The sequence below is a fragment of the Streptomyces sp. NPDC050625 genome (assembly GCF_040654755.1).
In the GTDB taxonomy this organism is placed as follows: domain Bacteria; phylum Actinomycetota; class Actinomycetes; order Streptomycetales; family Streptomycetaceae; genus Streptomyces.
This window is the reverse complement of the sequence record NZ_JBFAIQ010000001.1, coordinates 148,424-161,671: the sequence shown is the minus strand read 5'-3', so window position 1 is coordinate 161,671 and position 13,248 is coordinate 148,424. Positions and strand designations below refer to the sequence as shown.

The following is a 13,248-nucleotide window of genomic DNA, read 5'->3' as shown; positions in this document are numbered from 1 at the left end:
CGGCACTCCGCGGGGAGTGCCGGGCCCTGGCTCAGGAGCGTGTCGCTCAGTGGGCGTGGCCGTGGCCGTGGCCGTGACCCGCCTCGGCCGGCTCCTCTTCCTTCTTCTCGACGACCAGGGTCTCGGTCGTGAGCAGCAGGGAGGCGATGGAGGCGGCGTTCTCCAGGGCGGAGCGGGTGACCTTCACCGGGTCGATGACGCCGGCCTTGACCAGGTCGCCGTACTCGCCGGTGGCGGCGTTGTAGCCGTTGCCCTTCTCCAGCTCGGCGACCTTGGAGACGATGACGTAGCCCTCGAGGCCCGCGTTCTCCGCGATCCAGCGCAGCGGCTCGACGGCGGCCTTGCGGACCACGGAGACACCGGTGGCCTCGTCGCCCGTCTTGCCGAGGTTGTCGTCCAGGACCTTGACGGCGTGGACCAGCGCGGAGCCACCACCGGAGACGATGCCCTCCTCGACCGCGGCGCGGGTCGCGGAGATGGCGTCCTCCAGACGGTGCTTCTTCTCCTTCAGCTCCACCTCGGTGGCGGCGCCGACCTTGATCACGCACACGCCGCCGGCCAGCTTCGCGAGGCGCTCCTGGAGCTTCTCGCGGTCCCAGTCGGAGTCGGTGTTCTCGATCTCGGCCTTGATCTGCGCGACGCGGCCGTGCACGTCCTCGGTCTTGCCGGCACCGTCGACGATCGTGGTGTCGTCCTTGGTGACGGTGACGCGGCGGGCGGAGCCGAGCACGTCCAGACCGACCTGGTCGAGCTTGAGGCCGACCTCCTCGGAGATGACGGTGGCACCGGTGAGGATCGCCATGTCCTGCAGCATCGCCTTGCGGCGGTCGCCGAAGCCGGGGGCCTTCACGGCGGTGGCGTTGAAGGTGCCGCGGATCTTGTTGACGACCAGGGTCGACAGGGCCTCGCCCTCGACGTCCTCGGCGATGATCAGCAGCGGCTTGGAGGCACCGGCCTGGATGACCTTCTCCAGCAGCGGCAGCAGGTCGGCGATGGCGCCGATCTTGCCCTGGGTGATCAGGATGTACGGGTCGTCGAGGACGGCCTCCATGCGCTCCTGGTCCGTCACGAAGTACGGCGACAGGTAGCCCTTGTCGAAGGCCATGCCCTCGGTGAAGTCCAGCTCCAGACCGAAGGTGTTGGACTCCTCGACGGTGATGACACCGTCCTTGCCGACCTTGTCCATCGCCTCGGCGATGAGCTCGCCGACCTGCTGGTCCTGGGCGGACAGCGCGGCGACGGCGGCGATGTCGGACTTCTCGTCGATCGGGCGGGCCGAAGCGAGGAGGTCCTCGGCGACGGCGGCGACGGCGGCGTCGATGCCCTTCTTCAGGGCGGCCGGGGAGGCGCCCGCGGCGACGTTCTTCAGGCCCTCGCGGACGAGCGCCTGGGCCAGCACGGTGGCGGTGGTGGTGCCGTCACCAGCGATGTCGTTGGTCTTGGTGGCCACCTCCTTCACCAGCTGGGCGCCGAGGTTCTCGTACGGGTCCTCGACCTCGACCTCGCGGGCGATGGTGACGCCGTCGTTGGTGATGGTGGGGGCGCCGAACTTCTTGTCGATGACGACGTTGCGGCCCTTGGGGCCGATCGTCACCTTGACCGTGTCGGCAAGCTTGTTGACGCCGCGCTCAAGGGCGCGACGGGCGTCCTCGTCGAACTTCAGGATCTTCGCCATGACAGCGTGAGCCCTCTCGGAAATCTTGGATGAACGAAAACTGCGCCCCCGACGCCCGGCTTCCTATGGGTCGCGGGGGCCAAGGGCGCAGCTCAAAGCAACGAAATGTGCTTTCGGGTGAACTACTTCTCGACGATCGCGAGCACGTCGCGAGCCGAGAGGACGAGGTACTCCTCGCCGTTGTACTTCACCTCGGTGCCGCCGTACTTGCTGTAGAGCACGACGTCGCCGACCTTGACGTCGAGCTCGACGCGCTTGCCGTCCTCGAAGCGGCCCGGGCCCACGGCCAGGACGACGCCCTCCTGGGGCTTCTCCTTGGCGGTGTCCGGAATGACCAGGCCCGAAGCCGTGGTCTGCTCGGCGTCGAGCGGCTGGACCACGATGCGGTCCTCAAGCGGCTTGATGGCAACCTTGGAGCTGGCGGTCGTCACGATCCGACCTCCCCCTTCGGAGATCTCACGGGGTTAACTGTCTGAGGTGGCGACCAGGTGGATCCGTCGTCGCGGGTGCCGGACCTGCCCGTCGCGTTGTTGGCACTCTCCAGGGGGGAGTGCCAGGGCCGAGACTATGACCGGGATTAGCACTCGGTCAAGCGGAGTGCCAATGCCCGCGGCGCGTCGGCCGTGGTTCCGCTGTCGGCGTACGCCTGAGGTGAAGTCACGGCCGCCGCCGGCGGCGCCTCACAGATAGTCCTCCAGGCGCCCCACCGTCAGGCCGCGGGACTGGGCGCGGCGCAGTACGCGGGCCGTGCGGTCGCAGAGGGTGGGGGGCGTGGTGTCGTCCGGGGCCACGTTGACGATGTCGCCCGGGCGGAGGTGTTCGGGGCCGTGGGTGTACGTGATGCCGTCGGCGGTCGTCTCGGCACGCCAGAGGACCACCGCCGAGACACCGCAGTCGTCGGCCGCGCGCAGGGTCGTCCTGTCGTAGGCGCCGTGGGGCGGGCGGAAGAGGCGGGGGCGGAGGCCGAAGCGGGACTTGAGCTTGTCCTGCTGGCCGCAGATCTCGGCGCGCTGGCCGGCGTATGGCAGCCCGCGCAGCGAGGTGCGGCCGAGGGTGTGGTTCTGGACGCCGGCGCCCGCCGACTGGAGGCGGGCGAGCCGGGCGTACCCCGGTCCGGCGGCGCGGTCGGTGAGGAACACGCTGACCGGGAGCCGCAGTTCGCGGACCATGTCGGCGAACCGGGAGTCCTTCTCGGCACCGTCGCCGTAGGTGAGGAAGACGACCCGGTCGCGGGTGCGGACACGGTCGACCACGGGAGGCAGGGAACGGCCGTTCGTGTGCCGCCCCAGGGGACGCACCGTGGGCGTCGGGGCCGGGGAGAGCGGCGATCCCAGGCCCCAGCGACGGTAGGCCTGCTCCCCGTCCGGGCCGTGCGGCCGTACCCGCGCGGCCGCCTTCTTGCCCAGCCGTTCGATGGGGTCGACCGACTGGGCGCAGCCGCTCGCGGGAAGCAGGACGGCCGAGGCGAGCACGGCCGCCGTCAGTGCCCGGCACCGCCGCCGCCCCCTCGGCCGCTTCACAGGTAGTCCTCCAGGCGTGCCACCGCGTACCCCTCGCGGGTGACCTTGTTCAGGAACCGGCGCATGTCGTCGACCATCGTGCCGTCCCAGTCGTCACGGCCCCGGAAGTGGGTGAGCACGATGTCGCCGGGGTGCAGGCTCTTGTCGTCCTCGCGGTACTCCCAGTGGTCGACGAAGACCTCCTCGTCCCAGATCGGCGCGTACTTGATGCCGCAGGACTTGGCGGCGCGCAGGGTGTCGCCGTTGTAGTTGCCGTAGGGCGGGCGGAAGACGGTGGGGGTCTTGCCGAACCACTTCTCCATCACGCCCTGCATGCCGCAGATCTCGTTCTTCTGCTCCTCGTAGGACAGCCCGGGCAGATACGGGTGGTGCAGGGTGTGGTTGTTGAGGGTGACGCCCTCGTCCTGCATCTGCCGGAAGTACGCGTAGTCGTCCTTGATCAGGTAGTTGCTGAGGAAGGCGGTGTACGGGACCTTCAGGTCGCTCATCATGCGCAGGAACGCCGGGTCCTTCTCGGCGCCGTCGTCGATGGTGAGGAAGACGACCTTCTGCTTGGTGGGGATCGTGGTGAAGACCGGCGGCAGCTTCTCCTCCTCCTGGCCGTCGACCTCGAAGCCCGCGCGGGCGGTGATCCGCGGTTTGCGGGCCGGGGGCGGCGGAGGCATCAGGGGGACCTGGTCCAGGCCCCAGTGCCGCGCGGCGGCCGCGAGGGCGGCGCGGTCGGCCTTCAGACGGGTGGCGTAGGAGTCCAGGGCGCGTGCGGGGGGTGCCTGAAGCCTCTGCTGGCCCGGGGCGGGACGTACACCGGAGTCCGGGCCCGACCCCGAACAGCCGGAGACACCGCAGACGCCGGCGGCGACGGCGAGCGCGGCGACGCCCGCACGGATACCAGCCCTCTTCAGGGCCCTATTTTTGTCATTTTGTACGACTGCTCGCATGGTGCCGGATCCTCGCAGGCCCCGGCCCCGAACCGGGGCAGGCACCGCCGCCGGAGGCGCGCCATCCACCGACTGGCCCACAATGACCCGGTGAACGACCTCCTCCCCTTCCGCTCCCTGCTCACCCCCGAGGGCCGCGCCCTCCTCGACGAGGTCCGCGGCACGGCCCCCGCCGACGAACTCGCCGTCGCCACCCGGCTGCGCCGCGAGCACCCGGCGGACCTGGTGTCGGCGGCCCTCGGCCAGGCCCGGCTGCGGCAGCGGGCGGCGGCGAAGTTCGGGGCCGAGGACGCCGAGCGGATGTTCTTCACGCCCAACGGGGTCGAGCAGTCCACCCGGACGAGCGTGGCGGCGTACCGGGCGGGACGCCTGCGCGAGCTGGGGGTGACCTCCGTCGCCGACCTGTGCTGCGGCATCGGCGGCGACGCGCTCGCCCTCGCGCGCGCCGGGATCCGGGTGCTCGCGGTGGACCGGGATCCACTGACGGCGGAGGTCGCTCGGGCGAACGCCGAGGCGCTGGGGCTGGGCGAGCTGATCGAGGTGCGCGAGGCGGACGTGACGGAGGTGGACACGTCCTCCTACGACGCCGTCTTCGTCGACCCGGCACGACGGGGCGGACGCGGCCGCATCTTCGATCCCGAGGCATACTCCCCGCCCCTGTCCTGGGCGGTGGGCGCGGCCTCGGCGGCCCGGGTCGCCGCGCTGAAGATCGCCCCCGGCATCCCCCACGAGACGGTCCCGGCCGGCGCCGAGGCCGAGTGGATCTCCGACGGCGGTGACGTGAAGGAGGCGGTGCTGTGGTTCGGGGCCGGAATCCGGCCGGGCGCCGTGCGGGCCACGCTGCTGCCGGGGCCGCGGTCGCTGCTCGGACGGGGGCTGCCGGATCCCCGAGTGCGGCCCGTGGGACGGTACTTGTACGAACCCGACGGGGCCGTCATCCGGGCGCATCTGGTCGCCGAGGTGGCCGAGTCGGTCGGCGGCGGGCTCGTCGACGAGACCATCGCGTACATCACGGCGGACGAACTGCGGCCGACGCCGTACGCGTCCGCCTACGAGATCACCGATCAACTCCACTTCAACGTAAAGAAGTTGAAGGCGCTGCTGCGGGAGCGGGAGGTCGGCACGCTGACCGTGAAGAAGCGCGGGTCGGCCGTGGAACCCGAGGAGTTGCGGCGGAAGGTGAAGCCCCAGGGGCCCCACTCGGCGACGGTCTTCCTCACACGCGTCGCGGGCGCCCCGACGATGCTGCTCGGGGCTCCCGCGAACGGCTGAGCGCCTGTCGGTCATGGCCGCCGGTCGAGCTCCCTCACCCGCGCGGCCAGCAGCTCCCGCTCCCGCGCGTTGCGGGTGAGCCCGGCGGCCCGCGCGAGCTCGGCGCGCGCCTCCGCCGTACGTCCGAGGCGGGCCAGCAGGTCGCCGCGGACGCTGGGCAGCAGGTGGTAGTCGCGCAGCGCGGGTTCGGCGGCGAGGGCGTCGACGATCGCCAGGGCCGGGCCCGGGCCCTCGGCCATGGACACGGCGACCGCGCGGTTGAGTTCGACGACCGGGGACGGGGCGCGGGCGGCGAGCAGGCCGTAGAGGGTCGCGATGGCCGTCCAGTCGGTCTCCTCGTAGGAGTACGCGTGCGCGTGGCAGGCGGCGATCGCGGCCTGGAGGGCGTACGGGCCGGGGGCGCCGGTGGCCATGGCGTCCGCGCGGCCGAGGGCCTTGATGCCGCGCGCGATGAGCATGCGGTTCCAGCGGCGGCGGTTCTGTTCCTTGAGGAGGACCGGTGCGCCGTCGGGGCCGGTGCGGGCGGCGGCGCGGGACGCCTGGAACTCCAGGAGGGAGGTCAGGGCGTGGACCTCCGGTTCCTTCGGCATGAGGGAGGACAGGACACGGGCCAGGCGCAGGGCGTCCTCGCACAGCGCGGGGCGCAGCCAGTCGTCCCCGGCCGTGGCCGCGTACCCCTCGTTGAAGATCAGATAGATGACGTCGAGTACGGAGCCGAGACGGGCGTCGCGGTCGGGCCCGTACGGAACCTCGAAGGCGACGTTCTTCGTGGCCAGCGTGCGCTTCGCGCGCACGATCCGCTGCGCCACGGTCGGCTCGGGCACGAGGAAGGCGCGGGCGATCTCCGGTGTCGTCAGACCGCCCAGCAGACGCAGGGTGAGGGCGATCCGTGCCTCGGCGGACAGCACCGGGTGGCAGGTGGTGAAGACCAGACGGAGCAGGTCGTCGTCGATGTCCGCCGGGTCGGCGGGCTCGTGCGGCGGGGCGGTGGTCTCCAGGTCCCGGCCGATCTCGGCCAGCTTGCGGGCGTAGCGCTCGCGGCGCCGGACCAGGTCCACGGCACGGTGCCGTGCGGTGGCCATGAGCCAGGCACCGGGGTTGTCGGGCACACCGTCCCCGGGCCACTGCTCCAGGGCGGCGACCAGGGCGTCCTGCGCGAGCTCCTCCGCGATACCGACGTCCCGGACGATACGGGTCACGCCGGCGATGACGCGCGGGTACTCCAGCCGGAAGACGGTCTCGATCGCCCGGGAGGCGGGGGGCTGCTCGGGACGCTCGGGAGGCTGCTCGGTGGGCTGCTGTTCCACAGCCCACCATGCAACACCGTCGGCGGCCGTACGCCAAGAAATGTCAGCCCTCGGCGATCTCGCGGACCTCGCAGGTCACCGTCCAGTGCGCCTCGTGCACCTTCAGGAACCGCTTGGTCCATTCCAGGGCCTCGACCTTGTCCTTGCACTGCATGAGCGCGTAGCCGCCGATGACCTCCTTGGACTCGGTGAACGGTCCGTCGGTGACGGAGAGCTCGCCGCCCTCCCAGCGCACGCGCGTGCCCTGGGCGGAGGGGGTCAGCCCGGCGGTGTCGAGCATGACGCCGGCCTTGGTGATCTCCTCGATCAGCTCGCCCATCCGCTGCATCAGCTCGGGGCTGGGGCCGTCGGCGGGGGCGGTGGACTCGTCGATCCGCACGAGCGACAGATAGCGGGGCATGGTGGCTCCTTCGGTCCGGTCGGCGGGGCCTCTCCCCGCCTCTCACCCATGCGTCGAACGGGAGACACCCGAATCGACACGCACCCCGAAATTCTCCGGAGATTTTTTCCACGCCCCGGCTTCCCCGGGAGTTTCCGCAGGTCGTACGGCGATTCAGCCCGCCCGCAGGGAGTCCCACAGTTCGCTCGCCGCCGGTTCCTTCGCCACCACGCGGTTGGGGTCGGAGGGGGCCGTCACCACCGGCATCATCAGCGTTCTCACGTGGTCGGAGGACAGGCCCTTCAGGCTCTGGCCGAGGCGCGTCAGTTCCGTCAGGGAGTCGAGGCCGGTGTCCGTGGTCAGGCTGGAGGTCACTGCGTCGGCGACCCGGTACAGCTTCGCCGGGTCGTTGAGCAGGTCGGTGGCCGCCATCTGCTCCAGCAGGGCCTTCACCAGCTTCTGCTGGAGGCCTATCCGGCCGAGGTCGCTGCCGTCGCCTATGCCGTGCCGGGTACGGGCGAGGGCGAGGGCCTGCTTGCCGTTCAGGTGGTGGGTGCCCGCCGCGAGGTGCAGATGGCTCTTGTCGTCGTCGATGTCCTCGTCGGTGGTGACCGTGACTCCGCCCAGGGCGTTCACCAGCTTCGCGAAGCCCGAGAAGTCGATCTCGATGTAGTGGTCCATGCGGACGTCCGTGATCGACTCGACCGTCTTGACCGCGCACACCGGGCCGCCCACCGAATAGGCGCTGTTGAACATGGCGTTGTAGGCCTGCGCCGTGGAGCCCCCGGAGGACAGCGGGCAGGACGGGCGCGTGACCAGCGTGTCGCGCGGGATGCTGACGACGGTGGCCTCGGTGCGGCCCGCGTCGATGTGCACGACCATCGCCGTGTCGGAGCGGGCGCCCGAACTGCTGCCGCCGCCCAGCTCCTTGTTCGCCTTGCCGCTGCGCGAGTCGGAGCCCAGGACCAGGATGTTCACGGCCCCGGTGGGCAGCGGGGAGGCCGAGGCGGAGGCGGACGGGGTGACGACCGCCCGCGCCGGGCGGTCGTCACCGAGCGCGCTGTTGATGTCGACGCTCTTGATGTTGTTGTTGAGGTGCCAGTAGGCCCAGCCCCCGGCGGCGATGCCGAGCACCAGTGCACCCGCCAGGGTGAGACCGGCGGCCTTCAGCACCCTCGACCGCCGGCCCAACCGTCTGCGCTCGTCGCCGTTCTCGTCGTGTACGGTCACGGCAAGAACGTAAGTCCGAATTATTAGGGGACTGTTAGGTTCCGGGGCGAGAGGCCGTTTTCTTCGGAAAATCTCACGCTTCTCAGCGCCCCCTCAGCCCCGGCCCGGCCGAGGCTCAGCCCAGCGTCACCGTGGGCACCGGATTGCTGCCGCTCCACGACGCGTTGAACCCGAAGGTCACCGAACCACCGTCCGGGACCGACCCGTTGTACGAGGCGTTCACGCACGAGACCGCCGCCCCGGACTGGGTGCAGGTGGCGTTCCAGGCCTGGGTGATCCGCTGGCCCGCACCGTACGTCCAGCTCGCCTTCCAGGACGCCAACGAGGCACCGGAGCAGGAGATCCGCACCTGCCCGGTGAACCCGGTGTTCCACTGGCTGGTCACGCTGTACGTCGCCGTGCAGGCGCCGGTCGGCGGCGGTGTGGTCGTGCCGCCGCCGAGGGCCTCCGCGATCGCGTGGTACGCCGGTTTCGGCGCGTAGTTCTCGTCGTACGGCGTCGCCGCCCCGTATCCCGGGAAGGTGCTCGGCACCCAGGAGTCGGAGTCGGTGAAGCCCCAGACGGTGACATTGACGCAGCGGGTCACGGCCACGCAGGCGGCGACCACGGACTTGTAGTCGGCGGCCTGCTGGGCCAACTTGACGGCGTCCGAGGGCAGCGCCATGCGGACGTCCAGCTCGGTGATCGCCACGTCCACGCCCAGGTCGGCGAAGCGCTGGATGTTCTGCTGGAGCGTGGCCGGGACCTGGCCGAGGATCAGGTGCGCCTGCAGGCCCACGCCGTCGATCGGAACCCCTTGTTCCTTCAGGGACTTGACCAGGTTGTACAGGCCGGTGCTCTTCGCGTTGACGCCCTCGACGTTGTAGTCGTTGATGTACAGCTTGGCGTTCGGATCGGCGGCGTGCGCCCAGGTCAGGGCGCTGGCGACATAGCCGGAGCCGAGGCCGTTGTACCAGAGCGTCGAGCGGTAGGTGCCGTCCTCGTTGAAGGGCTCGTTGACCACGTCCCAGGCGGCGATCTTGCCCTTGTAGCGGGTCACCTCCGTGCTGATGTGGTTCTGCAGCAGACCGCTCAGCTGGGCGGACGTCCAGCTGCCGGTGGTCAGCCAGCTCGGGTTCTGGCTGTGCCAGACCAGGGTGTGGCCGCGCACCTGCTGGTTGTGCGCCTGCGCGAAGGCGACGATCTGGTCGGCCTCGGTCCAGTTGAAGGAGCCCTGGGTCGGCTCGACCGTGCCCCACTTCATGGCGTTGCCGGGGGTGAGCGAGCCGAACTGCGCCCCGGCGAGGTCGCCATAGGTCCCGGTGAGCTTGGAGCCGGTGACCGCCGTGCCGATGACCTTGCCCTTGGCGGCGGCGAGATCGCGCAGCGGGGTGTCGGCGGCGTGCGCCGCGGGCGCGGTGAGCAGCAGTGCGAGCCCGGTCACGAGTGACGCCAGGGATAAGCCGGTCCGCGGAGTTCTTCCGATTGCGAGCGTTCTTCTCATTGCGGGTGCCTCCGAAAGTTTCGGCCGTGCAACCGATTGACTGCCGAGGAGTGTCGGGGCACGCGCACCACTCGTCAATATGTCAACTTCCGGCCACCCACTTCACCGCGCTTCACTCCGCGGGTGCCGCCGTGCTGCTGCGGACCACCAGGCTCGTCGCCAGCTCCACCCGGGTCGCCGTCGGGGACTCCGCCTCGCGCCCCAGGTCGAGCACCAGCTTGGCCGCCGCCTCGGCCATCTCCATGAGCGGCTGCCGTACGGTCGTCAGCGGCGGCCCCACCCAGCGGGCCACCGGCAGATCGTCGAAGCCGACCACGCTCAGGTCCTCCGGGATGCGCAGCCCGAGCTCGCGGGCGGCCTCGTACAGCCCGAGCGCCTGCAGGTCGTTGCCCGCGAAGACGGCGGTGGGCCGGTCCGGGCGGCGCAGCAGTTCGAGGCCGAGCCGGTAGCCCGCCTCGTGGTGGAAGTCGCCGGTCCTGATCAGCCCCTGGTCGACCGGAAGACCGGCCGTCTCCAGCGCCGCCCGGTAGCCGTCGACCCGGGCGCGGCTGCACATCATCCGGGACGGTCCGCTGATGGCGCCGATGCGGGTGTGGCCGAGGTCGACGAGGTGCCGGGTGGCGGCGAGGCCGCCCTGCCAGTTGGTGGCGCCGATGGACGGCACGTCGGCGCCCGGGTCGCCGGCCGGATCCATCACCACGAACGGGATGGATCTGCTGGTCAGCAGGGCGCGCTGGGACTCGTCGAGCCCGGACAGGACCAGGATCACCCCGTGCGGGCGGCGGGCGGCGACCTGGTCGGCCCAGGTCCGGCCGGGGGTGAGCCGCCCGGCGGACTCCGACAGCACGACGCTCAGGCCCGCGTCCCTGGCCACGTTCTCCACACCCCGGATGACCTCCATCGCCCAGGCGCTCTCCAGCTCGTGGAAGACCAGGTCGATCAGGGGCGAGCGGGAAGCCTCGGCCCGGCGGCGCCGGTAGCCGTAGGCGCGCAGCAGGTCCTCGACACGGGTGCGGGTCGACGGGGCGACGTCGGCGCGGCCGTTGAGGACCTTCGAAACAGTCGGAGCGGACACGCCGGCCTCGCGGGCGATTTCGGCAAGTGTCGCGGTCTGCGTTTCTGCGGGCTTCGGTGGCTTCATGCCCGCGATCGTATCCCTGCGCGACCCCTTGACGAAGCCCCGGCCTGGCCATACGGTCCCGGAACATTCGCTCTTTAAGTCGAAACATTCGTACGAGAGGTGCTGTCATGGAGTCCCAGACGTCCAACGGCGGGCGTACTTTCAGCAGGCGCTGGATGCTCGGCGCCGGCGCCACCACGTTGCTCACCGCCGGGCTCTCGGCCTGCGGCTCCTCCGGCGGATCCGGCGGCGGCGGCACGCTCACCGCCTTCGTGTACGGCGACGACGCGGTGAAGGTCCAGGTCAAGTCGGTCAACCGATTCAACGCGTCGGCCGCCGCCAAGAAGGCGAAGGGCAAGATCAAGCTGGAGAAGGTGCCCGGCGCCGACTATCCGGCCAAGCTGCGCACGGCGATGGGCTCCCCCAACGCGCCCGACGTGTTCTTCAACTGGGGCGGCGGTTCGATCAAGGCGTACAAGGACGCGAACCAGCTGGTCGACCTCACCGACACGATCAAGTCCGACCCGGTGCTCAAGAGCGGCTTCCTGCCGTCGGTCCTCGCGGCGGGCGCGCTGGGCGGCCGCAACTACGGCATACCGATGCGCGGCATGCAGCCGGTGATCCTCTTCTACAACAAGTCCGTCTTCGCCGAGCACAAGCTCCAGCCGCCGACGACGTGGGACCAGCTGCTCGACATCAACGCCAAGCTGAAGAAGGCGAAGATCACCCCGTTCGCGCTCGGCGGCGCGGACATCTGGCCGGAGCTGATGTGGCTCGAGTACCTGGTCGACCGCATCGGCGGCCCCCAGGTCTTCGACAAGATCAAGAACGGTGACTCCTCCGGCTGGGGCGACCCGGCCGTCCTCAAGGCCGCCGAGACGGTCAAGCAGCTCATCGACGACGGCGCCTTCGGCAAGGGCTTCAGCTCGGTCGCCTACACCAACGGCGGCGCCCCCGCGGTCTTCGCCAAGGGCAGGGCGGCGATGCACCTGATGGGCTCCTGGGAGTACTCGACGCAGCTCGGCAAGTTCCCGGACTTCGCCAAGAACAACCTGGGCTGGTGCGCCTTCCCGAAGTACGACGGCGGCGCCGGCGACATCCGCAACGTCGTCGGCAACCCCACCAACTACTGGTCCGTGAACGCCCGTACGTCCGACAAGGACGCGGCGATCGCCTTCCTGCGCGACTGCGCGTCCGAGGCGTACGCCAAGGACCTGGTCGCCAACGGTGACATACCGACCACGTCGAACGCGGAGAAGCTGCTCGACGCCTCGCCGAACCCCGAGTTCGCCAAGTTCCAGTACCAGATGGTGCAGCAGGCCCCGGCGTTCACGCTGAGCTGGGACCAGGCGGTCGATCCGAACGTGTCGACGCCGATGCTCACCGAGGTCAACAAGCTGTTCGTGGGCAAGTCCTCGCCGAGCCAGTTCGTCTCGGCGCTCAAGGGGCTGAAGTGAGCACCAGCACCACCACGAAGGCAGGACGCCCGCATGCGGCGTGGGCCCTCCCGGGCGTCCTGTTCTTCGCCTTCTTCGCCATCGCTCCGATGGCGCTGGCCTTCTACCTGTCCTTCACCAAGTGGAACGGCCTCGGCGACCCGCAGCCGGTGGGCCTCGCCAACTGGCAGAAGCTGCTGACCGACGGCCGTCTCACCCAGTCGCTCACCGTCACCGTCTTCCTGACGCTGGCGAGCTGGGCCTTCCAGACGGTCGTCTCGCTGCTGCTCGGCGTCTGGGCGGCGGGCCGGCAACGCAACCGCGCGGTCCTGTCGGCGATCTTCTTCGTGCCGTTCCTGCTCTCGTCGACCGCCATCTCGCTGCTCTTCTACGCCCTGCTCGACCCGAACTTCGGCATCATCCACCAGGACACGCTCGGCTCGACCAGCGGCGCCTTCCTGGCGATCGTGTTCGTCGGCGGCTGGCAGTTCATCCCGTTCCACACCCTGATCTACCAGGGCGGGGCACGGCAGATCCCCGAGGTCCTGTACCAGGCGGCCTCGATCGACGGCGCGGGCCGCTACCGCCAGTTCTTCTCGATCACGCTGCCCCAGCTGCGGAACACGGCGACGACGTCCGGCGTGCTGATGATCGTCGGCTCGCTGACCTACTTCGAGACCGTCCTGATCCTCACCCAGGGCGGTCCCGGCACCGACACGGCGATCCTGCCGTACCTGATGTACGAGGCGGGCTTCAAGAGCTACGACTTCGGCTACGCGAGCGCCATCGCCTCCTTCCTGGTGGTGGCCGCGACCGCGCTGTCCCTGCTGATGGTGAAGCTGTCCGGCTTCGGCGCGATGCGCAGTACCCGGGAAGGAATGTGACGCG

General features: G+C 70.3%; 12 protein-coding genes. 3 read left to right on the top strand and 9 right to left on the bottom strand.

The features are described 5' to 3' along the window. Positions 1-46: 46 nt before the first annotated feature. The 4 genes from groL to AB0I54_RS00825 form a co-directional block, all read right to left on the bottom strand. Positions 47-1,675 carry a chaperonin GroEL gene (gene groL, locus AB0I54_RS00840; protein ID WP_363293694.1) on the bottom strand — a complete coding sequence of 543 codons (1,629 nt, stop codon included), beginning with the start codon at positions 1,673-1,675 and terminating at the stop codon, positions 47-49. Positions 1,676-1,797: 122 nt separating this feature from the next. Beyond that, positions 1,798-2,106: a co-chaperone GroES gene (gene groES / locus AB0I54_RS00835; RefSeq protein WP_316747423.1), complete on the bottom strand. Its 309-nt coding sequence runs from the start codon at positions 2,104-2,106 to the stop codon at positions 1,798-1,800. Positions 2,107-2,355: 249 nt separating this feature from the next. Next, positions 2,356-3,195 (bottom strand): polysaccharide deacetylase family protein, encoded by an 840-nt coding sequence (locus AB0I54_RS00830; RefSeq protein WP_363293693.1) that lies wholly within the window; start codon positions 3,193-3,195, stop codon positions 2,356-2,358. Next, on the bottom strand, positions 3,192-4,133 hold the full coding sequence (locus AB0I54_RS00825) for a polysaccharide deacetylase family protein (protein ID WP_363293692.1): 942 nt from the start codon (positions 4,131-4,133) through the stop codon (positions 3,192-3,194). Before AB0I54_RS00825 ends, AB0I54_RS00830 begins: the two co-directional genes overlap by 4 nt. A gap of 90 nt (positions 4,134-4,223) precedes the next feature. Here AB0I54_RS00825 and AB0I54_RS00820 point away from each other — a divergent pair, with 90 nt between their 5' ends. Continuing rightward, complete coding sequence (locus tag AB0I54_RS00820) at positions 4,224-5,405, top strand: methyltransferase domain-containing protein (RefSeq protein ID WP_363293691.1); 1,182 nt, start codon at positions 4,224-4,226, stop codon at positions 5,403-5,405. 11 nt (positions 5,406-5,416) lie between these two features. On the opposite strand, the gene AB0I54_RS00815 is transcribed toward AB0I54_RS00820, so the two are convergent. The 5 genes from AB0I54_RS00815 to AB0I54_RS00795 form a co-directional block, all read right to left on the bottom strand. Continuing rightward, positions 5,417-6,712 carry a sigma-70 family RNA polymerase sigma factor gene (locus tag AB0I54_RS00815; protein ID WP_363293690.1) on the bottom strand — a complete coding sequence of 432 codons (1,296 nt, stop codon included), beginning with the start codon at positions 6,710-6,712 and terminating at the stop codon, positions 5,417-5,419. A 43-nt stretch (positions 6,713-6,755) separates the two neighbouring features. Beyond that, positions 6,756-7,112, bottom strand: coding sequence for a YciI family protein (locus AB0I54_RS00810; protein ID WP_363293689.1), 357 nt, complete (start codon positions 7,110-7,112; stop codon positions 6,756-6,758). A gap of 153 nt (positions 7,113-7,265) precedes the next feature. After that, the gene (locus AB0I54_RS00805; protein ID WP_363293688.1) at positions 7,266-8,321 is read right to left on the bottom strand and encodes an LCP family protein; all 1,056 of its coding nucleotides are present in this window, start codon (positions 8,319-8,321) and stop codon (positions 7,266-7,268) included. 115 nt (positions 8,322-8,436) lie between these two features. Next, positions 8,437-9,804 carry an endo-1,4-beta-xylanase gene (locus tag AB0I54_RS00800; protein ID WP_363293687.1) on the bottom strand — a complete coding sequence of 456 codons (1,368 nt, stop codon included), beginning with the start codon at positions 9,802-9,804 and terminating at the stop codon, positions 8,437-8,439. A 112-nt stretch (positions 9,805-9,916) separates the two neighbouring features. After that, complete coding sequence (locus AB0I54_RS00795; RefSeq protein WP_363293686.1) at positions 9,917-10,945, bottom strand: LacI family DNA-binding transcriptional regulator; 1,029 nt, start codon at positions 10,943-10,945, stop codon at positions 9,917-9,919. 107 nt (positions 10,946-11,052) lie between these two features. On the opposite strand from AB0I54_RS00795, the gene AB0I54_RS00790 reads away from it, so the two are divergent. Continuing rightward, positions 11,053-12,381 carry an extracellular solute-binding protein gene (locus AB0I54_RS00790; RefSeq protein ID WP_363293685.1) on the top strand — a complete coding sequence of 443 codons (1,329 nt, stop codon included), beginning with the start codon at positions 11,053-11,055 and terminating at the stop codon, positions 12,379-12,381. After that, positions 12,378-13,244, top strand: coding sequence for a sugar ABC transporter permease (locus AB0I54_RS00785; RefSeq protein ID WP_363293684.1), 867 nt, complete (start codon positions 12,378-12,380; stop codon positions 13,242-13,244). Before AB0I54_RS00790 ends, AB0I54_RS00785 begins: the two co-directional genes overlap by 4 nt. Positions 13,245-13,248 lie beyond the last annotated feature (4 nt).